Annotated in this window: 19 protein-coding genes; 15 read left to right on the forward strand and 4 right to left on the reverse strand. The window is 40.8% G+C overall.

Features of this window, described 5'->3' with window-relative positions:
- Window positions 1-8 precede the first annotated feature (8 nt).
- The 5 genes from Q0590_RS28520 to Q0590_RS28540 all read left to right on the forward strand — a co-directional run bounded on the left by Q0590_RS28520 (window position 9) and on the right by Q0590_RS28540 (window position 4,506).
- Window positions 9-512, forward strand: coding sequence for a DoxX family protein (locus Q0590_RS28520; protein ID WP_302041059.1), 504 nt, complete (start codon window positions 9-11; stop codon window positions 510-512).
- A gap of 224 nt (window positions 513-736) precedes the next feature.
- Window positions 737-1,348, forward strand: a complete 612-nt coding sequence (locus Q0590_RS28525) for a c-type cytochrome (protein WP_302041060.1) — start codon at window positions 737-739, stop codon at window positions 1,346-1,348.
- A gap of 216 nt (window positions 1,349-1,564) precedes the next feature.
- The gene (locus Q0590_RS28530; RefSeq protein WP_302041061.1) at window positions 1,565-2,239 is read left to right on the forward strand and encodes a hemerythrin domain-containing protein; all 675 of its coding nucleotides are present in this window, start codon (window positions 1,565-1,567) and stop codon (window positions 2,237-2,239) included.
- A 299-nt stretch (window positions 2,240-2,538) separates the two neighbouring features.
- On the forward strand, window positions 2,539-4,044 hold the full coding sequence (locus tag Q0590_RS28535) for a beta-helix domain-containing protein (RefSeq protein WP_302041062.1): 1,506 nt from the start codon (window positions 2,539-2,541) through the stop codon (window positions 4,042-4,044).
- Between the two features lie 153 nt (window positions 4,045-4,197).
- Complete coding sequence (locus Q0590_RS28540) at window positions 4,198-4,506, forward strand: DUF1330 domain-containing protein (protein WP_302041063.1); 309 nt, start codon at window positions 4,198-4,200, stop codon at window positions 4,504-4,506.
- A gap of 121 nt (window positions 4,507-4,627) precedes the next feature.
- Here Q0590_RS28540 and Q0590_RS28545 read toward each other — a convergent pair whose 3' ends face one another.
- Window positions 4,628-5,797 (reverse strand): hypothetical protein, encoded by a 1,170-nt coding sequence (locus Q0590_RS28545; RefSeq protein ID WP_302041064.1) that lies wholly within the window; start codon window positions 5,795-5,797, stop codon window positions 4,628-4,630.
- Window positions 5,798-6,303: 506 nt separating this feature from the next.
- On the opposite strand from Q0590_RS28545, the gene Q0590_RS28550 reads away from it, so the two are divergent.
- The 4 genes from Q0590_RS28550 (at window position 6,304) to Q0590_RS28565 (ending at window position 9,989) form a co-directional block, all read left to right on the forward strand.
- Window positions 6,304-7,173 (forward strand): SDR family oxidoreductase, encoded by an 870-nt coding sequence (locus Q0590_RS28550; protein ID WP_302041065.1) that lies wholly within the window; start codon window positions 6,304-6,306, stop codon window positions 7,171-7,173.
- A 12-nt stretch (window positions 7,174-7,185) separates the two neighbouring features.
- Complete coding sequence (locus Q0590_RS28555; protein WP_302041066.1) at window positions 7,186-8,106, forward strand: helix-turn-helix domain-containing protein; 921 nt, start codon at window positions 7,186-7,188, stop codon at window positions 8,104-8,106.
- A gap of 479 nt (window positions 8,107-8,585) precedes the next feature.
- The gene (locus tag Q0590_RS28560; protein WP_302041067.1) at window positions 8,586-9,272 is read left to right on the forward strand and encodes a DUF6624 domain-containing protein; all 687 of its coding nucleotides are present in this window, start codon (window positions 8,586-8,588) and stop codon (window positions 9,270-9,272) included.
- A 123-nt stretch (window positions 9,273-9,395) separates the two neighbouring features.
- Entirely contained in the window at window positions 9,396-9,989 is a 594-nt protein-coding gene (locus Q0590_RS28565; RefSeq protein WP_302041068.1) for a DUF3575 domain-containing protein, read from the forward strand.
- A 426-nt stretch (window positions 9,990-10,415) separates the two neighbouring features.
- On the opposite strand, the gene Q0590_RS28570 is transcribed toward Q0590_RS28565, so the two are convergent.
- From Q0590_RS28570 to Q0590_RS28580, 3 genes are read right to left on the reverse strand one after another with little or no spacing between them, the layout of a single operon-like run.
- Complete coding sequence (locus Q0590_RS28570; RefSeq protein WP_302041069.1) at window positions 10,416-10,589, reverse strand: hypothetical protein; 174 nt, start codon at window positions 10,587-10,589, stop codon at window positions 10,416-10,418.
- Window positions 10,573-11,391 (reverse strand): endonuclease/exonuclease/phosphatase family protein, encoded by an 819-nt coding sequence (locus Q0590_RS28575; protein ID WP_302041070.1) that lies wholly within the window; start codon window positions 11,389-11,391, stop codon window positions 10,573-10,575. The genes Q0590_RS28570 and Q0590_RS28575 overlap by 17 nt, the downstream gene beginning before the upstream one ends.
- A gap of 60 nt (window positions 11,392-11,451) precedes the next feature.
- Entirely contained in the window at window positions 11,452-12,471 is a 1,020-nt protein-coding gene (locus tag Q0590_RS28580) for a DUF2278 family protein (RefSeq protein WP_302041071.1), read from the reverse strand.
- Window positions 12,472-13,392: 921 nt separating this feature from the next.
- On the opposite strand from Q0590_RS28580, the gene Q0590_RS28585 reads away from it, so the two are divergent.
- The 6 genes from Q0590_RS28585 (at window position 13,393) to Q0590_RS28610 (ending at window position 21,636) form a co-directional block, all read left to right on the forward strand.
- Window positions 13,393-13,962, forward strand: a complete 570-nt coding sequence (locus tag Q0590_RS28585; RefSeq protein ID WP_302041072.1) for an RNA polymerase sigma factor — start codon at window positions 13,393-13,395, stop codon at window positions 13,960-13,962.
- Window positions 13,963-14,024: 62 nt separating this feature from the next.
- A complete protein-coding gene (locus tag Q0590_RS28590) occupies window positions 14,025-15,074 on the forward strand; it encodes a FecR family protein (RefSeq protein ID WP_302041073.1) in 1,050 nt (349 codons plus the stop codon).
- A 91-nt stretch (window positions 15,075-15,165) separates the two neighbouring features.
- Window positions 15,166-18,285: a SusC/RagA family TonB-linked outer membrane protein gene (locus tag Q0590_RS28595; protein ID WP_302041074.1), complete on the forward strand. Its 3,120-nt coding sequence runs from the start codon at window positions 15,166-15,168 to the stop codon at window positions 18,283-18,285.
- A 37-nt stretch (window positions 18,286-18,322) separates the two neighbouring features.
- Window positions 18,323-19,972 carry a RagB/SusD family nutrient uptake outer membrane protein gene (locus tag Q0590_RS28600; RefSeq protein ID WP_302041075.1) on the forward strand — a complete coding sequence of 550 codons (1,650 nt, stop codon included), beginning with the start codon at window positions 18,323-18,325 and terminating at the stop codon, window positions 19,970-19,972.
- Window positions 19,973-19,974: 2 nt separating this feature from the next.
- On the forward strand, window positions 19,975-20,829 hold the full coding sequence (locus Q0590_RS28605) for an endonuclease/exonuclease/phosphatase family protein (protein ID WP_302041076.1): 855 nt from the start codon (window positions 19,975-19,977) through the stop codon (window positions 20,827-20,829).
- 252 nt (window positions 20,830-21,081) lie between these two features.
- Window positions 21,082-21,636 carry a DUF2911 domain-containing protein gene (locus tag Q0590_RS28610; RefSeq protein ID WP_302041077.1) on the forward strand — a complete coding sequence of 185 codons (555 nt, stop codon included), beginning with the start codon at window positions 21,082-21,084 and terminating at the stop codon, window positions 21,634-21,636.
- Window positions 21,637-21,774: the final 138 nt, after the last annotated feature.

Raw genomic sequence — 21,774 nt, forward strand, 5'->3', positions numbered from 1 at the left:
ATATGATTATGAAAAAGGTACTATTTCAAACAGATCAAAACTGGGCTTCTTTCTTTATTCGCCTGGGATTAGGCATTGTTCTTTTTCCGCATGGCGCTCAAAAGCTATTAGGCTGGTTTGGCGGATATGGTTTTAAAGCTACCATGAATTACCTGACCAGAGATGTAGGCTTATTATGGCTCATCGCACTGCTGGTGATTCTGATTGAATCTATCGGTTCATTATTAATACTAGCAGGTTTCACTACACGGGTGACAGCATTGTTAATCGGTATCCAGTTCATAGGTATCATTCTCACAAATCATATAGATAATGGTTTTTTTATGAACTGGGAGGGTACGCAGGCAGGAGAAGGTTTCGAATACCATCTGCTGGTTATTGCTATGTCGCTTGTACTGCTAATGCAGGGAGGTGGCAGATATTCCCTGGACAGGCGCATTGGAACAAAGGATGCCGTTGGGGAAACTACCCACAAAGTTGATTCGCCACGACAAGCAGTAAAGTATTCTTAATCTGTGGGAGGGGATCAATGCCATGGTGCTCTGTTATAGGATCTCACACCTGTAGCTAATTAGTTGCATGCTCTTAAGCAGAGGATGGACCCTGGGGACAGTGGCAGGAATATTTTTGAGGAAACATTACAAAACATTTCTCTCCTGACATGAAGTCTTCATTCAGTTTGAAACCAACGCCTTTATTAAAATTAATAAACTTCACTTTAAACATTGTAAATGAAATGAAATTCAATGATTTAGCTATTATTTTTTTATTTCCGATGATTAGCTTTTCCCTAATGGAATGCAGTAGTAATGATTCTGAAAAGAAGAAATTTGAACAAAATCTAAAGCTAGTCAGGAATGACAACAAGAAAGACAAGAAATACCTGTTGAGCAGAGGTAAATATCTAGTGTCTGTCATTGGCTGTGGCGATTGCCATTCACCAAAGATTTTTGGTCCACAAGGCCCGACTCCTGATTCCACAAGGGCTTTAAGTGGACATCCTGCTACAGAGCCCCTTTCTAAAATAAAGAAAGAAGAACTAAAAAACTGGGTCTTATTTAATCACATGAGCACTGCTACAGTTGGCCCCTGGGGTGTTTCCTATGCTTCTAATATAACTTCTGATGCAACAGGAATTGGAAACTGGTCAGAGAAACAGTTTTTTAAGGCCATGAGAGAAGGGAAATATAAAGGTCTGGATAACAGCCGTCCACTGCTTCCTCCCATGCCCTGGCCAAATTTTAAAAATCTCAGCGATGAGGATTTAAAAGCTATATTTCAATACCTGAAAAGTACCAAACCAGTAAAAAATGTAGTGCCTGCCCCCATATCTCCGGCTGATTTGTAATCTATCCTCTTTAGTACCATCCCATCTGAAGATTAAGTAACGGATGGATTTTATAAATGACACTATTATCAGCATACTTTTTCAGAGAGCATCTTCAGCAGTAGCTTACTCTCTGAAAGGTGTAGATATGTTATGAATCCTACCGAAGTCTTATTGGCTAATGTATTGACAATTCCTGTTTTCTTTTATTTATTCATTTAACAAATCCCATTATTTATGCAACGCTATAATAGCTTTAATTTAATCCACAAAGGCTTACGCGCCATGTTATACGACACTGCTTTAGCCATCCAACATACCGACTTTACAAATCCTGCAGAAACATTGCCAACACTGGAGAAAGTAGAAAACACCTTATACTTTTTTGATGAACATGCCGATCACGAAGACCGGTTTATCTTACCGGCTATAGAGAAACACAACAAAAAGCTGGTAGATAATTTTGAAAAAGAACACGTAACTGATCACAGGCTTGCCGCCGACCTGCGGAACTTAAAACAAGTACTTAATTCTACGCTTGATCCGGAAAGCCGCTATGCCATTGGCAGGCAGATATTTTTCCTTTTTAATGCCTTTGTAGCTTTCAACCTGGAGCATATGAACCGCGAAGAAGATCAGCTCAATAAAGTACTATGGGAACATTATACCGATGAAGAGATTTTAACTATTGAACAGAACATCGTCAACAGTATTTCCCCAGACGAACTATTTGAAGAAAGTAAATGGATGATGCGGGGCATCAATAATGCGGAAGTAATTAGCTGGCTAAGGGGGGTTAAAATGGAAGCTCCCGAGTTTATCTTTCAATCGATACTGCAACTTGCCCGGCAAGAGCTTCCGGAAACGCGTTGGAATGAAATTAGTAAAAAAATCACACTTCAGAAAAATTGAGTGTGTACCGGCTGAGATATTCTCTGAAGAAATCAACCCTTTAGATGATTTATGGCTTACTGCAAATAACAACTTCATTTTAATACAGAACCGGAGATTATAAACAGTACTACCTGGAAATCGAAACATCTAAACCGGCAAAAAGATTATTTCATCAGCAGGCATCTCATCTTGCTAAATAAAATGTAAGTAATACTACCTACAAAAATAAGGGATGTAGCCTATAACTTTGCCTAAAAACAAGCATTATTTCTGCCTGGTGGCCCTCCTGTTTTTGTCTCCTAAATATCTACTACCCAATGAAAATTTTTAGGCATTTCAAATGGCTTTTTCTGGCAGCTATGTTGGTCTTATCTGCCTGTAAAAAGGATGATAATAAGCAAGCAACCCCTGTTGCTGAGCCTCCGGATGAAGTTCTGGAAAAAGAAGTGCTCACGGCAGATGCTGGTCCAGACCATAATGTAGCCATGAATGATGAAGTGATACTGGATGGGACAGCTTCTAAAAGTAACCTAGGGAATCCCTTCAAATTTAAATGGACTATTATTCGTAAACCAGAAGGAAGCGTATCGGTTATTGTAAAAAGTGATGCGGCTATAGCTAATTTTTCGCCGACCACTTTGGGACAGTATGAAATTGAACTCATCATATCCAATGCTTCCGGGCAAAGTGCAGATAGGGTAATCATCAATGCCGGAGCCGCTGAAACCCAGATTATTGATTCGGATTTTACATCTCCTATAAGCCTGCCGGATCTAATCCCCGATTCAGAAAAACCTGATTATATTGTAACCAAAGACATTTCCATAAATTCTGACCTCCAGATAAATGCAGGGGTGGTCATGGCTTTTGAAAAAGATGTCAGGCTTGAAGTCAATGAAGGAGGCTCCCTGGCAGTTTTGGGAGGACCCAATAAGAAAGTCGTATTTACCGGGGTTGAGAAAATAAAAGGCTCATGGAAAGGTATTGTTTTCTTTTCCAGCAGTCCGCAAAACTTATTGGAACATGTTGAGATATGGTATGGAGGGAAAAAAACCAGTGTAAGCTCCTACAATGCTGCCCTCACATTATATGGTCAAACAAAAGCGAAGCTTTCCCTCAAAAACACTTTAATTGCAGAAAGCGGAGGAATAGGCCTTCCGGTCTCTCCAGGATCAGTTATCAAAGAATTTTCAAACAATCTGTTTTCAAATAATAGCGGATCAGGTATTTATTTAGATGCGCCTAACGTAAGGTATCTGGATAAAGCATCCAAATTTATCGGTAATGGGAGAAATTTAGTAGAGGTCATGCAATCCAGTATTAATAACAGCTATGGAAGCCCTGAGACCTGGCAAGGCTTCGATGATCACACCCCGTACCTGGTTTCGGGAGAGTTAACGATTAATACAGGTCTGGAGCTAAAACCTGGGGTGGTTATCCAGCTAGCCAAGGATGTAACGGTTGTTATCAATACAGAAGGTTACATCAATGCCAAAGGTTTATTTGGAAATCCGATTGTTTTTACCGGCTATAACAAGACACCAGGGTATTGGAATGGCATAAGAGTAAATTCCCAAATTGCGCTAAATGAATGGGAGTTTGTAGAAATCAGTTATGCAGGTAGTGGTTCTCTGGTTTCCGGTAAGAAAGCGAGTGTAGGTTTGACGGGGCCAGGTACAAATTTGTTTATCAAAAACTCAAAAATAAATAACAGCGGGGGCTATGGGATATTTGTAGGACGAGGCAGTGATTTCAGGGATGAGGTGTATAATGAGAACACTTTTCAGAATAATGCCCTTGACCATGTTTTTTATGAAAAATAAGAAATTGATTTGCACACGCCTTTGAGGCTTTTCTAGCTCCAGAGTATCCTTTATTGATAATTGAACCAATTTATATGTATTACCCTATCGGAGCTACTTGCTTCATCTGATATCATCCTTTTTGAAATAAAGACCACTCACACAAATACAACCATGGCCGTATATTTAATCAACAGCTATAATATTCATGACTTTGAAGCATTCAAGAAATACCTTCCTTTGCTAAAAACTCTACTTGATAAGTATGGAGCAGAGGTATTAGCCTCAGATTTAAAAGCGATAAGTCTGGAAGGAAAAGCAAAAACAATGAATGCCATTATCAGATTTCCTTCCAAAGAAGCAGTTTTCAATTGCTATAACGATCCGGAGTATACAGAGATAAAGAAATCAAGATTGAAGGCTACTAGCGATTGTGATATGATAGTGGTAAATGAATTTGTACCTCTACCTGTTTATTGTTAAACTTTAGTGCGTATACGAGTTAACATAATAAAATAGACTGAACTTGTAACAAAAACTGGGCAGATTTCATGGATTATAGACTTTATTGAAACGTATTAGAAATTCAATAGCTGGTTAAAAATCAGGCAGCAATAGCACCGAAATGATAAAGCTGCCTGATAAGTGGATGATTTTTAATCATCTTAGTATCTTCAGGCAAGATGTTAAATAATTGATCAATGAGTAAGTGGTTGTGATAGAAAGTTTTAATACTGCTCATGGAGAAAGCCCCTCTTTCTGCTTTGGGCCTGTTTAACCATTGCTCAGCTTTGGCAATATTGATGGCAGTTAAAGCTGTATTCCGATGATATTCCAGTTTAGCTGTCGAACGTGCCTGGCAATCTTGTAAGCCGGTAAACTGCTTGCCATCCCTAATTAAAAATTCCTGTTGAAAACGAAGTAGATAATACTTGCCAATCATCAAAGCAGGTAATTGTAAATCAGTAGAGAAATAGATTTTGTGAGCACTTACCTGATGGTTTTCGTCCAAATATTGACAAAAAGCAATGCGGATATTGCGGGAAAGAAATTTACAATAGACCACCCCATCATACAACCTGAGATGGGCATCAGCATATTGTAAGTTAAAAGAAGTTAAGTCCGGCTCTTGCCAATTGATTTTGCCTGCATATTTTCTGGGAGCCCCTCTGCCTTGTTTTTTGGGTCCTTGATACAGATAATAGCAGTTGGCATCTTTCCTTAGACGGGAAATAATCTGCAAAGGAGTGCCGGTAAGGATGCGGTCTATAAACTCTTTTTTAGCAAAGATGAACCTGACATTCCATGTCATCGGTTCAGGGGCATCCACTGCCAGGTACGCACTCAAAGAAGTCAGTTGTGGGGCAGCCCACAAAATAGCTTGTCCATAATGTTCTAGCAGATTGATCCCTTTTGCTTCTCTTTCCTGCTTAGCAGGGGTTTGAATAGCATCTAAGTGAAAAGCGGTATGATTGTCTACATCAATGACTGATAGCAGGCCTGCTTCCAGACCCCAAAGTGTAGTTTGAGCTGCTCCTGACCAATATTTGCCTATGCCCGCAGTAGCCCTTCCACTTTTGGGCCGGTAACTTAAGTCAAAGGCTATTATATAGTGGCCTGAGCCTTTCTGTAAAATATACTCCTGATTAATTGTAGCAAAATCTACATATTGCGCAAACTGCAATCGTGCAGTTGATTCTACATAAGTTGTAGAATGACGGGCTAGCTGTAAGAAGTTAATCCTACCACTGATAGATAAAAACAATTTGAGCATATGTTAGGTCCCCTGTTTTTCGGACAGATAGCATACAGAAACTAATACAATTATGGGTTACCCGAAAGGGGCATATCTTTTAACTTTAGATATTGCCATCCATTATTTCCTGAGGGAAGATTTTTAGAAACCCTAGAAATTTTACGCTAATAGAAAACTGTAATGTTACTAGATATGAAGTTTATGTTATATTCTAGTAACTCGTGTTTTTTGTCTTGGTATATGCATACTTTTGATGCAAACAAACCACTTAATTTTAAAAACATCAAGTACAAAAAAGCTCCTACAGAGGAGCTTTTTATTTAGAAGGTAATCTTAGCATGTTCTCCTTAGAATTGGTAAATTTTAAGTCTCTCTAACTCCCCTTTCATAAAACTCAAGAATCCAAATACAATTCCACGCTCATAGGAGAAGGCTAATATCAGATTTGACTACCATAAAGCAAGATTTGCACACTTTTCTTATTTTATTCATTTCCAATTTTGTATCAACCAAATAAATAGAAGATGAATAGCATATTAGTAACCGGTGCTACGGGACATTTAGGTTCTGCCGTTATCGAAACCTTGCTAAAGAAAATTTGGGCTGATCAAATTTCAGTCATTACCCGGAATGAAGAAAAAAGGGCAGCCTTTGAAGCAAGGGGGTTTAATGCCTTTCTCGGGGATTATGACAATCTAGCTACACTTGAACAGGCCATGAAGGGAGTGGATACGGTTCTGCTTATTTCTTCAGGTGATCAGGGGGACAGAATCCAAGAGCATAAAAATGTGATTGATATGGCTGTGAAAATGGGTGTTAAACATCTGGCGTACACGAGCAGATGTATGAGAGATAGAAACACCTTAGTCAATCAATTAATGGTGGAGCATTTCAAAACAGAAGACTATATCCGAGAGAGTGGCCTGCCATTTACTATCTTTAGAAACACCTTATATATGGATGCTATTCCACAGTTTGTAGGAGGGCAAGCAGCCTTGGATCGAGGAATTTTACTGCCGGCAGGAGAAGGTAAAGTAGCCTTTGCCTTGAGAAGCGAAATGGGTGAAGCCATGGCACAGGTTTTATTGAATGAAACATGTGAAAACAAAATTTACAGCTTTACAGGTGATCAAGCCTATTCCTTTGATGATATTGCTTCTGCACTTACAGCACTTTCTGGTAAAGAAGTAAAATACACCCCTGTTGAGCGAGCCGTATTTGCAGCCATGATGAGACAAAGAAATGTAGAAGAGGCATTGACTCAGAAAATACTAGATTTTATCACCGATATCAAAAATAACCAGGAAGCAGAGATTACTAATGAACTTGCGTTTTATTTAGGGCGTAAACCAACCCGATTAAATGAAGGTTTAAAACTAGTACTCGCTTTATAAAGTCATTGTTCTATGAGTTCGCTTGCCTCTCATCATATTAAAACCATTACCGAGTATCACCGGTTTATGGATCTACCCAAACCTGCCCATCCATTGATCAGTGTCGTAAGATTTGAAGACATCAAACGGCAACCAACTACTTGTCCAGGCAGCATCATTCACCATTTTTATTCTATTGCCTTGAAGAAAAATTTCAATGCAAAAATCAAATATGGACAACACGACTTTGATTTTGATGAAGGCATCCTGCACTTTATGTCGCCCAAACAAGTTTTAACCATCCAAACGGCATCAGCAGCAGAATTTACACATTGCGGATGGCTGTTATTAATCCATCCCGATTTTCTTTGGAATACCCCCTTGGCAAAGAAAATTAAAACCTATGAGTATTTCACTTACAAGGTAAATGAAGCCTTGCACCTGTCAGACAAGGAAGAAAGGCTGGTTAGTGAAATTATTGAAAAAATAGCACAGGAGTACCAAGATAAAATTGACAACTATAGCCAGGATGTAATCCTGGCACAGATAGAATTGTTGCTTATTTACTGCGAGAGATTTTACCAACGGCAATTCATTACCAGAAAAATGGCAAATCATGCCATCCTAAATAAATTAGAAATATTGCTTTCAGATTATTTTAACAGGGATGAGTTAGCAGACAAAGGAATACCTACTGTACAATTCGTTGCCGATCACTTACACATATCAGCTGGTTACTTGAGCCGTTTATTACAACTGTTAACTGGCCAAAGTACCAAACACTTTATACAAGATAAGGTAATGGAGCTGGCCAAAGAAAAACTATCTACAAGCGATTTATCTGTGAGTGAAATTGCCTATCAGTTGGGCTTTGAGCATGCGCAATCCTTTAGTAAGTTATTTAAGCGTAAAAATGGCATTTCACCTGTAGAATTCAGGCAGTCATTTAATTAAAAATGCTGACAGGCAAAATATCACTATTGCAAGCAAATAAGCCTTCATAGGGAAGTTTTGACAGAGTACGAACTTATAATTTCAAGAAAATGGGTTGTCTAGTCTTGGCTTTCTTATATGTGTCAGGCTCCCTATTTTTCATACAGCGGATAGTAAGAAAAACCTACTTCATTTCGGTAGGCAACAAACTTTGTGGTAACAGAATAGGGGAAATTATTTTAACTACCATATCTTATAACTCTGCTTATAGCATAATTTCTTAAATACTATCATGAATCCTTGAGGCCTTATCCGCACTTACTGCTCTACCTGCCTAGTATGTGCCGCTGCTCTTCCTAAAGGCTCTGTAAGAGTTGCCTACTTACTAAATATGATTACCTAGGAGTAATGGATGCTCGTATTGATAAATAGTTTATATTAGAAATACTATATTAAGCTTCTCCAAACAGAGCTTACATCCTAGACCAAATAACCATCCTATGAAACAACTACTTGTCCTATTGCTTTTCTTGTTGTTAGCCTCAGTGATAAAAGCTCAACAAAACTTAAATATCTCTTTAAAGCAAGAACTAGATAGTATTTTCACTTTGGATCAGAAATACCGGCAATTAGATTGGTTGAGCAATAGGCAAGGCAAAGAGGATTCTATCGCACAAGTTTACCAGCTATCAACAAAAGACTTACCTACTTTTCTTCATACGAAAATGCAAGAGGTGGATGCATCCAATCTTGAAAGAATAGAAGCAATCTTTAAACAGTATGGCTATCCGGGCAAGTCGTTGGTGGGTACTCCCACCAACGAAGCCGTATTTTACGTTTTGCAGCATTCTCCTAAAATTCAACAGTACATGCCCCAAATCGAACAAGCAGCCAAAAAAGGGGAGCTTGCTTTTCACTTGTACGCCATGATGGAGGATCGGTTTTTAATGCAGGCAGGCAAAGAACAGGTTTATGGCTCCCAAGTTTATGGTTTCAAAACTACCAATGCTGAGAATGGACAAGAGAAATGGCAAAGATTTGTGTGGCCGATAAAAGACCCAAAGTATGTAAACACGAGACGTAAGCAAGCCGGATTCACTATGACGGTAGAAGAAAATGCAAAAAGGCTTGGAGTAGATTACCTAATAGTAACCCTAGAAGAGGTTAACAAACTGCAAGGGAAATAAAGAGAATACACCTAATATTTGGAAAGCTGACAACCATGGTTACCTAGCTCATTACTTCAGCTATGGCCAACGGTATACAGTTGCAGTTGATTCGGTTAGGCGTGATTAAGATTGAAATATACTATGAGAAAGCTAGCTTTAATAATATTGTTGATGATGGGAACACATATGGCAGCATATGCTCAAGAGGAAACACTTCTTCCTAAGAGAAGTATATGGATAAAAACCAATCTGCTCAATTTATTGGCTCAGAGACCTACCTTAACGATAGAAAAACCGCTCAGTTCCCATTGGAGTGTAGGACTTTCTTATGTGAATGGACAATTTACCCGCATACTGCTGACCGATCATTATCGTTACGATGGTTTTACCTTGGATACAAAATATTACTTCAACCGACTCAACTATGATTCTTTCTCTCCCTACGTAAGTATGTATGTGGGTAACCTGAATCGCAGACTTCATTCAGAGGCCAAAGTATTAGACAAACCGGTTGGATTATTTGGAGTAGGAGCCAGAGACTTTTATGGGCAATCCGTAAGAATGGGAGCTAATATAGGTGGACAGTATCTATTTACCAATCGCGTAAGCTTAGATGGACATGTGGGGTTAGGCTATGGTAAGTATTACAAACAACTTGATAAAACTGATCCTTCTACAAAGAATGGGGGCTATATAGATGCGAATCTTTGGCTAAGTATAGGGTATTGCTTCTAAAGTAGAAGCACAACAAAAAGGATTAGAAAAATATGCCTACATCAAGCCGGTCTTTCAAACACCGGCAAATACGCAAAATCAATGTAGAAGCCTATGCGTTGATTACTTGTAGTAAATTTTCAGTAAGTAAATGGTAAGAAAAAATATACACATTGTAGATATATTTGCGGTTATTAGAAAGGGGGAGTTTCTTTAACCACCCTCTTTCTTGATACTAAAATCTAGCTATCAAATCCACTCTCTTTTTCTCTTCCACTTTTATGAGTGAACCCCAGTTGGCTTTTCCCTGCCCAATTGCATGGTGGGATAAGCATTGCATCAACCAACCATAGTAAAGTACTATCCAGAATAACACGGCAACAGCCGTATAATAAGTTAACTTGACAAGTAAAGCTCTCATGTGTTTTACCAAGCATATGTAGAATATTATTTTTCTTCAATGACCATAGAAATCGGGAAATGATCACTGTACCCATTCTCGTTGAAACTAGCCTGAGAGGATGGTCTCCCAAATTTAATGGGTATAGCATATTCTCCCCCTTTTACCATATCTGCAATAGCCTCTATTCTGACAGAATCTTTTTTAACTGTAAATAGCACCAGCCGGCAGGTAAAAACCCTTGGAGACCATAAACTGGTCTAAAATATTAGGAAAATTATTAAAGTAATACGTACCGGTTTCTTCCCCCAAAATCCTGCACATCAAATTATAGATCAATGGCCTTTCTCTGGCATTCAGCATATTCTGTTTGGAAGGGATACTCAAGGCATAATCCGTAATTGCCCTGTTGAAAGGCTCGTCATTAAAATCTCCCATGAATAAAATACATACATCTTTTCCTTTAATCTCAATGATACGCTCGTGAAAATAAGAAAGGGTTTCTCCGGCCATGATTCGGTAAGGTTCCGATTCATACTGTCCGCCGGAGCGTGATGGCCAATGATTACCAATTACAATTAACTCTTTTCCTGAAGTAGTAGTAAAATTTACCTGGTATATATCTCTGGTGGCCGTTCTTTTCTGAATCACGTGAAAAAAAGTCTGATTGGCCTGGAATTTTAACGGGTCGTATAAAAAGGCGACATCTATTCCTCTCTTGTCAGAGGTATCGTGGTGTACAACCTGGTAGTTTTTGCCATGAACAGTAGTTAGTTCATTGACTAATTTCTGTAAAACGATCTGGTTTTCTACTTCGCATATACCAAGTAGATCAGGCCCATTTCCTGCATGTAACTGTGCAATGATACTGGCTAGCTGCTTAATTTTTTTAGCAAGAACCATCTCATTCCATCCTTCTAATTCCTTAGCTAATTCATTTTTTAGCCAGCCAATCCGGTCAGGAGAGTCTTCTATATCAAAAAGATTCTCTACATTCCACCAGCTGATTCTAAATGTTTCCATTTGTTATAAATTTTAAAGAGTGATGTATACAGATTTATAGATCCACTAAGTAATATGAGGTCAGAATTTCAATAGCCACCCACTTTTCTGTGCCTGACTTTTGGTATAAGATACACCATGTACTTTCAATCCCTGGCTATCGAGCAAAGTGATGATACCTCCTTCATTAGAAAGTTGAGCCGTTTGACCGGTAAGGGAGATAGTAAGTGTCTGAAAGGGTGTTAATTGCTGAGCAGTGATGATTTGTTTCTGCTTCCGCTTATCAGCAATAGCCCATCTCTGTAAATGAATCGTTTCCGAGGATACATTCAGTAAGGTTACCGTTTCTTTGTTGCTGTCGTCTCCTGAAGGATTGACCAGGGCAGCGATGATATAAATTTTTTGTTCCATCTCCTGGTTGTCCACCTGATCGAAGCCATCAGAAGGTGTCTCGATACGGTGCCCTGTAGTGTCATCTGTATGCCAGGTCTGAGACTGAAAGGCGAGGAATATAGCTACAAACCGGTTTTCTGAGGGAAAGTGAATGAGAATTCCGCCATCCTGCCATACACCATCATCACCTTTAAACCGTGCTACATTGCCCTGGTTCATGTGAATATTATGTATACCATATCCGGGGGTAAATCCAAAATATTTGTCTCTTTTGCCGGGTTCAGGTCCCCATCGTTCTCCAAAGGCATATACCAGAGCATCTTCTCTGCCCATGGCCTGGGAAATAAAATAATCGATCTTCTCATTGAGGTCATTGTCGGTTCCGGGTAGCGAGTGTGGTAATGCACGCATTGAAGTGCGGTCAAATAAATTCCCCCGGATATAGTCCAGGGCTAATCCGTTTGGTACTTTTTCACTTTCTGTAAACCCAAGCCTCAATTCAAATAACTGCGAAAGCAATGGGTGCATAAAGTCTTCATCTACTAAGTAAAGTAACTCAGAAGGATACTCTTTTGACTTCACATTAATAGCGATACGATACTCGAATTCATCATCTACCAGCAGTACCTGATAATGAGGATTAGGTCCGGTTCCCAGTTGTTTATCAATAGGACGGCCTTTGAGGATTCCATATGGATTGATAGGCATAAGATGAAAGTATTAGGGTAAGTTATACTAAATTAAAATGAGTAGGACGTAATCTTATGAAGGCAATAATTTGGTTATCAAAGGCATATAGATAACTGACCATGAACAACTAACAACTGATGAGTATTAACTTCAAAAAGAAATGAACCCTCTGTTAGCCCAAGTATTCAACAGAATGGTTCTTTATGAGAAAGTGTTGATAATTTGAATTAGCTTATAATTATAAAATAATAAACCAATTCACTTTTGAAGAAAAATAGAAGCAATATATATGTATGAAGCGAAGGCAGATCAATACATAAATAAACATAGAATCAGTGTGTTGGCACCAATAAGTAAGCCATGTAAAAATGGGTAGAAGTTTGACGATTGTCAATACCTATTTTTAGGTATTTTTATAATTATGCTTGTCAAGTACATCCAACCAATTTTTATACACTAGATTTTGTAACACAAATAAGGGAGTTAAAATACCTTCCCCTTGGGAGTAACTCCAGAATCTAAATGTTAAATTTGTTCTCTTTCGTTTATCCACTTTAAAAGGTGAATTCCAAGGTGGAACTCCCCCTTAAAAGTGGAGAATGGAAAGAGAGCGTATTTAGCATCCAGATTCTAGTATTGTACATAAAGACTGGTTAAAATAATTCCCCCTTTCAGTTAACCTACCATGAAATACTCAGAGTATAGAATAGCACCTTTGCTAATCCTGAAATTTCTTGCCACTTTAGTCCAGCTTGTTTCCAATATTGATTTTTTTACTACCTATTTAGCAGAAGACTTTGGGATAAACTATCTCGTGCTGAATGAATGCAAGATATGCCTCTATACATAGCGTCTTGGAACTTCAATATTATTTAACAGTTCCGTAATTTCATTTGGTCTACCTTTGAAGAAAAATTTAACGAACTAAAGGCAGTTTCCATGTTTGTTGATAAACTTAAAGAAAGAAAACAACCTGTTGACTCCAAAACTGAATTTGAAGAAGTTTACCACACATACCATCAAAAAGTCTATAGCTATTTTATAAAACACACAGGTTCCACCTTTCTGTCCGAAGAACTTGTACAGCTAACATTTATAAAGCTGTGGAAGAATTTTGCCAGATCTATGGCGGCAGAAATCTCTGTCTCTTCACAGATCTTCTGCATTGCCCGCAGCACCCTGATTGATGAACTCAGAAAACAAGCCCGGGAAAGAGATATGCTGCAAACAATCAGGCAAGAAGAAAAAGCCAGTTACACCCAGAATGCTGTTTTTGAAAATTATCAGTATAAAGAAATTTATGATGCTATTAATACGTTGCCTCCTGTACGCAAAAAAGTTTTTCAGTTGAGGAAATTCTATGGATATTCCTACGAAGATATTGCCCGCAACCTCTCCATCTCTAAAAAAACAGTAGAAGACCACATCACTAAAGCTACCAAACAACTAAAGAAAATACTGAATTACAAATTGAGTATTTTCTTCCTCTTATCCTTTTTCATAAAATAAATTTTTAATAACAGCAGGGGTTTTTTACTTACGGTTCGTACTCCTTGTGTTAGTATGAATTTATGGTAAATCAGGAACTCATCCAGAAGTTTTTTCAGAACCGCTGCAACACCCAGGAAGCGGAAGCTGTAATTGCCTATTTTAAACAGCATCCCGAGCAATTGGAAGCCTGGCTACCGGAAGCAGAATGGGACAATCTGCCTATACAAGAGAAATGGGATGCAAGCCTATCAGAGCGGATGCTGCAAAACATCCGGCAGCAAACCTATAAAAAACCGGGTGGAAAGCAGCTAAACTTTATTGTCCTTACTGCCGTAGCCGCCAGCTTACTGCTTTGCTTGCTGGCGTTGGGCATATTCTATACTACTAAAACGCATGGCAGACAAGAGCCTTTAGCCGCAACAACTACTTCTTCCTTTGTTTCAGGCGAAATTATTACCCAAGTAAACACCACCGATACAATACAGCAAATCAGTTTAGAGGATGGCTCACTGGTGAAATTACACCCAGGCAGCAGCCTACGTTACCCGAAAGTTTTTAAAATAAGCAGGCATATCCAGTTGTCTGGAGAAGCCTTTTTTTCTGTTACAAAAGACACTGCCCACCCTTTTACAGTCGTGGCCGGAGGCTTAGCGACTACTGCATTAGGCACTTCATTTACTATACAGGCAATTCCACAGGAGAAAAAAGTAAAGATAAGGCTGCATACTGGCCGGGTGGTGATAATAGCCTATGCACAAGAACTAAAAAATGCACTGACAGAAGTGTATCTGAGGCCTGGCCAGGAACTGATTCTGGATGTGGCCCAAGGGCAAACACGGATTACAGCTATCCCAATAGCAAAAGCAAATAAACTCACCGGCAGTGTCCAAGTCAATGGCAATGTAGTTAAGTTTAACCAGTTGCCTTTGCCGGAAGTGTTTTCCGAACTGACAAAACTATACGGTGTAGCTATTTTATATGATAAGGCAGCTATCTCAGCTATACAGTTTACAGGCAGCATACATACAAACCGGTCTTTGGAAAGAGCCCTGAAAACGATAGCCAGTGTAAATGACCTGAAAGTGGTAAAGAAGAAAGAGGGGTACAGCATTCAAAAACCCTCATACTAGCCCTTCTTCCATAAAATTGATAGCACAGAGTAGAGTAGAACTTATTGAAATATAAAGTAAAAACAATACGTATCCTTTAACCCGTTAGACTATGGACTTAAAACCTACCATTCACCAGCGAAGTAATCCACCAAAGTGGCAGCTCCTTTTAATATTTTCCTGGCTGTTGTTGTACCAGGCTCATGCGCAGCAAACCGCCGAACAGGTAAGCGGCATTGTGCTGGATGAAACCGGCGAAGCCCTTATTGGAGTAACAGTGCTTGCCAAAAATGAACAGTCGGATTTTACGACCGGTACGGCTACCGATGTAGAGGGTAAATTTTCTTTCTCCAATCTGCCCACAGAAGGCACCTACAGTTTTACGTTCTCTTACATCGGTTATGAGGCACAAACCATACGAAATCAGCGGGTAAGTAGCAATGCAAAGTTATCTTTATCTATTGAGCTGGAAGCTGGTAATAACCAGCTAAATGAGGTAGTTGTAGTCGGGTATGGCACCCAGAAAAAAATAAACGTAACTGGTGCTGTAAGTGCTATTGAAGCAGATGCCCTGGAAAGCCGCCCAGTTACTAACCTGAGTTCCGGCCTTCAGGGATTAATGGCCGGCGTAACCGTTACGAATCCATCCGGCCAACCGGGCAATAATGGGGGCACTATCCGCATACGGGGCATCGGTACTTTAGGTGATGCTTCTCCCCTGGTAGTTATAGACGGCATTCCCGGAGGCACGTTAGATATATTGAATCCACAGGATATAGAAAGTATTTCTGTGCTGAAAGATGCCGCTTCTTCTTCTATTTATGGCGTACGGGGAGCCAATGGAGTGATTCTGGTCACAACTAAAAAAGGCAGATCAACTACCCCTTCTATATCTTATAGCAACTACTTTGGGTTGCAAACTCCTACAGCCCTTCCCCAATTTCTGGGTTCACCGGAGTATATGCAGCTATTAAATGAGTCGCAGGTAAATGTAGGCAGGAATCCTACCTATACCGATGCCGATATAGAAATAGCCCGCAATGGGTCAGACCCGAATTATTTTGCCAATACCGACTGGATCAATGAGATATATAAACCCTCTGCTCCGCAACAAAATCATAATTTCAGCGTCAACGGTGGGGGCGAAAACTTTAGCTACTATCTTTCTTACGGGCTTTTGAAAGAAGGCGGGCTCATCACCGGAGATAACTACAAATCTAATCGGAACAATCTTCGGGTGCGGCTCAATACAACGCTTATAGACCGGCTGCAGGTAGATGTGAACCTGGGCTACATTGACAGAAACTATTCTGGTTCATCGGAAGGAATAGGTGGCGCAGGCGGACCTATTTATGCAGCCCACCAGATTCTTCCTCTCGTGCCCGTCCGCTTTACGACCGGCGGCTGGGGCTATATAGGCGGACAACGCAATCCGGTGGCCGTTACTACAGATGGTGGAACAGATGATTTTGCTTCGCAGGAGTTTACAGGTAACCTGAGTGCTACCCTAAACCTGTTTAAAGGGTTCAGCCTGCGCGGACAATATGGGCTTATCCGCTCTAACTCCAAACGGACGATATTCTCCAAAACCATTAATTATTACAGCCCTATAGATAATTCCCTGATCTATCAAACGAATGTTCCCAACAAAATTGATACCCGCGACTATACTAACCTCTATCAGACATTTATTGGCATAGCCCAGTATGAACGCTTGTTTAATGAGATACATGATTTTAAGGTAATGCTGGGTGCATCGCAGGAAGAAAACATAGGGGATAATTTTGTAGCCACTAGAACCAACCTGGCTACCCAGCAGGTAGGCCATCTCAACCTAGGTACAGAAAATCAACTCAATAGTGGAAGTGCCTCCCAGAATGCCCTGCAATCATTATTTGGACGGGTAAATTATGGGTTTAACAACCGCTATCTGGCAGAAGTGAACTTTCGGTATGATGGATCTACTAGGTTTGCTCCAGATGTGCGATGGAACTTGTTTACCTCGGCATCCTTAGGATGGGCGTTTTCGGAAGAAAGTTTCTTTAGTGGCCTTAAAAGCTTCATTGATTTTGGTAAACTCCGTATTTCGTATGGTTCCCAGGGCAACGACCGGGTGGGCGATTTTGCTTATTTGGATGTGCTGGGGCCGGTAGGTACCATGCCCATAGGTAATGCCAATACCATCGGCTACCGCTATACTAGTGTACCTAATTCGCTGTTAACCTGGGAGTCGGTAATAAAGCAGAATGTAGGCCTGGACCTGACGTTGTTAAATGGCCGTTTGGGTGTAACAGCCGATTATTTTATCAACGAAACAAAAGATATCCTGTTAGTGGTACCCCTGCCAGATGTTTTAGGCACCAATTCTCCTCCGCAGAATGCCGGAAAAGTAGAAAACAAAGGCTGGGAGCTGGCATTTTCCTGGAACGAGCAGAGAGGAGATTTTACCTATGGCGCCAATTTTAATATATCCGATGTACGAAACCGGGTAACGGATTATGGCGGGGTGCCCCCAGTACTCAGCGACCGCATCCGGAAAGTGGGAGAACCCATAGATGCCTTTTTTGGTTTGGCAGCCGACCGCATAGCCCAGGTAGCTGACTTTACTTACGATGCCGAAAACGATGAATACATCCCCAATTTTCCGCATATTGTCAGCGACCCGGTAGCGCCCGGCGACTTAATCTATAAAGATCTGAATGGCGATGGAGAAATAACACTGGATGATGACCGCACCGTTATTGGCAATGCTATTCCTAGATATACCTTTGGTTTTAGGGGTAATGCCGCCTGGAAAGGATTTGATGTGAGTTTCTTTCTGCAAGGCGTAGGAAAAGCCGATGGCTATTTGCAAGGGGCTTCCCGGCATGCGTTGATTAATGAAGGTAGCCTGCCACAGAAAATCCACCTGGACCGCTGGACAGCTGAAAATACAGATGCTTCTTATCCGCGGTTAACCTATCAACAATCGCATAACCAACGCTTATCTACCTATTGGCTGGAAGATGCTTCGTACCTCCGTCTGAAAAACATTCAGTTGGGCTATACGCTTCCGGCAGCCCTCACCCAACGGGTACGCATCAATAAGCTACGGATATTTGCTTCTGCAGATAATTTGTTGACAGCTTCTGATTTCTTTTATGCCTATGACCCGGAAACGCCAGTAAGTAGTGGCGGATTTTACCCACAGGTAAAAACATTTGTCATGGGCCTGAACCTCAACTTTCAGTAATCAGCAAAAATAACTAATGACTTTCAACTAAAGCCGTATGAAAAAGACATTAATATATAGCTTCTTAATAAGCACACTGCTTTTTTCCTCCTGTAAGGATGAATTCCTGGACCGGGTGCCATTGGACCAGATCACCGATGAAACCTTCTGGCAAACCGAAGAACAACTGGAACTGGCAGTCAATGCCATTTATGCCAATGTAAAAGCCAAAAACACGGTAGACATGGAAAACATGGGCGATAACACCTTATGGCCTTCTACCACCGATTACCAACTGATCGGCAGCGGCAACTTTGGTAACGACCTGGGCACCCTGAATACTGAATGGAGGACCCAGTACGCAGGTATCCGGCAATGCAATGCTTTCCTGGAAAATTATGAAAAAGCCACCGTTATTACGCCCGGCAGAAAAGAGCAACTGGCGGCTGAAGTACGGGTGATACGGGCATTAATGTACAGCTATCTTACCAGTTTCTGGGGCGATGTGCCCTTCATTACTACTACGCTGAATATAGATGAAGTATACGGCCCGCGTGATCCGCGCGAACAGATCATTGATTTTCTAATGCAAGACCTGGATCTGGCAGCAGAGAACCTGCCGGCAGAAATCCCCAGTGGAGATAACCTGGGCCGGATGAACAAAGGAGCTGCCCTTGCTTTAAAAGCCCGCATTGCTTTATACAACAAACGGTATGCAGTAGCCGAAGCGGCAGCAAAAGCGGTAATGGATCTGGGTATTTACCAGCTCTACAGCAATGGCGACCCGGGTACAAGCTATCATGAACTCTTCACCTATGCCGGTAAGCTGGCTAGTGGCCGAAACCGCGAAACCATCATTGCGCGGATGCATTTAGAAGATGTAAGTATGCATAACCTTAGCCGGGAAATACAAGTGCCAGATCAGAATGCCCGATGGAATCCCACCAAATCCCTTGTAGACAGTTATCTGATGATAGACGGTCTGCCTATTGATAGGTCGCCTCTGTATGTGGAAAACACCTATGAAGATGTATTTACCAACCGTGATCCGCGGATGCGGCAAACCATTCTGCCACCCAATACGCCATGGGGCGGCCGTTTTGACGGAAATCCGGAAAACAAAAATCCGGCTATCTTCACGGCGCCTAAATTTCGCTCCGACAGGCGGGGATCGGTTACCCTTACCGGCTATTATTTTACCAAATATGTAGAACTTTCCACAGTGGGGCGTGTCAGCCGGGATGCCAATGATATACATTTGTTGCGCTATGCGGAAGTATTACTAACCTATGCTGAAGCCAGGCTAGAGCAAGGAACCCTTACACAGGCAGATATAGACATGAGCATTAATTTGCTGCGGGAACGGGTAGGCATGGTGCCTATGGTACTCACCAAATTAGTTGCCAATGGAATGGATGTGCGAGAAGAAATCCGCAGGGAACGCCGGGTAGAACTGGCCCTGGAAGGTCAACGCTATTTTGATATTCTGCGCTGGGAGCAAGGAGAACTGCTGGCGCAGGATGTAAAAGGCATGAAAAAGAGCTGGGCACTTATTGGGGCAGATGTAGCTAGTATCCGCGCAGACGAAGAAGGATATATTATTGCTTTTTCTGGTAGGACATTTACTCCGTCCAGGAATTATTTGTGGCCAGTGCCCTTGACACAACTCGAACGGAATCCCAATTTAGGTCAAAACCCAGGATGGTAAGCATGAAAAACAGACTCAGATTTATCTTTTTAAGTTTTATGACAGGGGTTGCTTTACTGGCAGCCTCCTGTTCTACCCAAACTGCGCCAGCTAAAAAAAGCGCAGCTACTACAAAAACGGGCGACAGCATAAACGGGCAGACCATCCGGGTAATGGCTTATAATATTCATCATTGCAACCCTCCGTCAAAACCTGAATATATTGATATAGAAGCTATAGCAAATACTATCCGAACCCAGAACCCAGATCTGGTAGCCCTGCAGGAAGTAGATGTACATACCAACCGGTCAGGTGCGTATAACCAGGCAGAAGAGATTGCTAAGCAGCTAAACATGTATTACTATTTTGGCAAAGCCATTGACTATGGTGGAGGAGAATATGGAGTAGCCATCCTTTCCCGCTATCCATTGTCAGAGAAACAGGTACACCGCCTGCCTACGCAAGCAGAAACGAAGGGAGAACCCAGGATAGTAGCCACAGTTAAAGTTACCCTACCCGGCGGAAAAGAGATACGGTTTGGCAGTACCCATTTAGATGCTCAGAAAACACCCGTAAACCGTGAATTACAGATCAACGAAATTGAAAATATAGCTTCTGGTGAAAAGTTGCCGTTCGTTATTGCCGGAGACTTTAATGCATCGCCAGAGTTTGAGGTAATCCGCCAGCTAGATACACATTTTACCAGGACTTGCCAAACGTGTGCACCTACTATTCCTGTAAACAATCCAAACAAAGCTATCGATTTTATTGCTTTTAGGCCAGCAGGTAAATTTCGTGTAAAAAGCCACCAGGTGATCAATGAAAAATATGCTTCAGACCATTTGCCGGTCGTAGCAGATATGGAGGTACAACCGTAATGAACTTGCTGCCTTGACTGGACAGTATGTTCTGCGAAAACCATAATTTTAACACTATGTAGCATCCACATTATGTAGTATTAAATAACGGGTATAATTTAGTACTATCTTTCTCTTAGCTGTTTGTCGCCTATCATCTGACGACTTACAATTAAAGATATAGATATGCTCTTTCATCTTCCATTCTGGAGGATTAATTGCATCTTGATGGTCTAACTGACTATTTTAGCGTATACTGAGAAAAAAACACAAATGAAAAAGTTGATCCTGTCTATCCTCTTGCTTGCTTTATTTTCCTTGGCCTGCCCAGCTCAAAGTTTTAGTGATTTAGACAAAAGTCCGATGGACATCGCTTATTTCCCGCATAACTTTGCCCACGACAGAAAAGAAGGACAAAAGGCGATCATCAGAGTCACTTACAGTAGACCTGCACGAAATGGAAGAGTTATTTTTGGCAAACTAGTTCCCTTTGGTGAACCCTGGCGCACAGGAGCTAATGAGGCTACTGAAATAAAGTTTTATCAGGATGTTGAGCTAAGTGGAAAAAGAGTAAAAGCAGGTAGCTATTCCCTTTTTACTATTCCGGGAGAAAAGGAATGGACTATTGTTTTAAATGCGGATCTGGATTATTGGGGTGCCTATAGCTATAATGCAGACAAGGATATAGTAAGAGTAATGGCTCCAGCCACTAAACTTAACAATCAGGTGGAAAACTTTGCAATTCAATTTGAAGCCAAGGGTGTCAACAAAGGAGTAATGAGGTTTGCCTGGGAACAGACCATGATTGAAGTTCCCTTTACCTACTAATTCAATCATTAAAAATCATTTATAATTTTAAGTTACCCGAAAGGGGTAGTTGTTTTAACTCTTCTATCCTATCAAAGCCTTAGATCATTATTGTATATAGAGAATTTACTACAGGTAATAGCTTTCTTTCATCCCTTA

Source organism: Rhodocytophaga aerolata (genome assembly GCF_030503435.1).
Taxonomy (GTDB): Bacteria; Bacteroidota; Bacteroidia; order Cytophagales; family 172606-1; genus Rhodocytophaga; species Rhodocytophaga aerolata.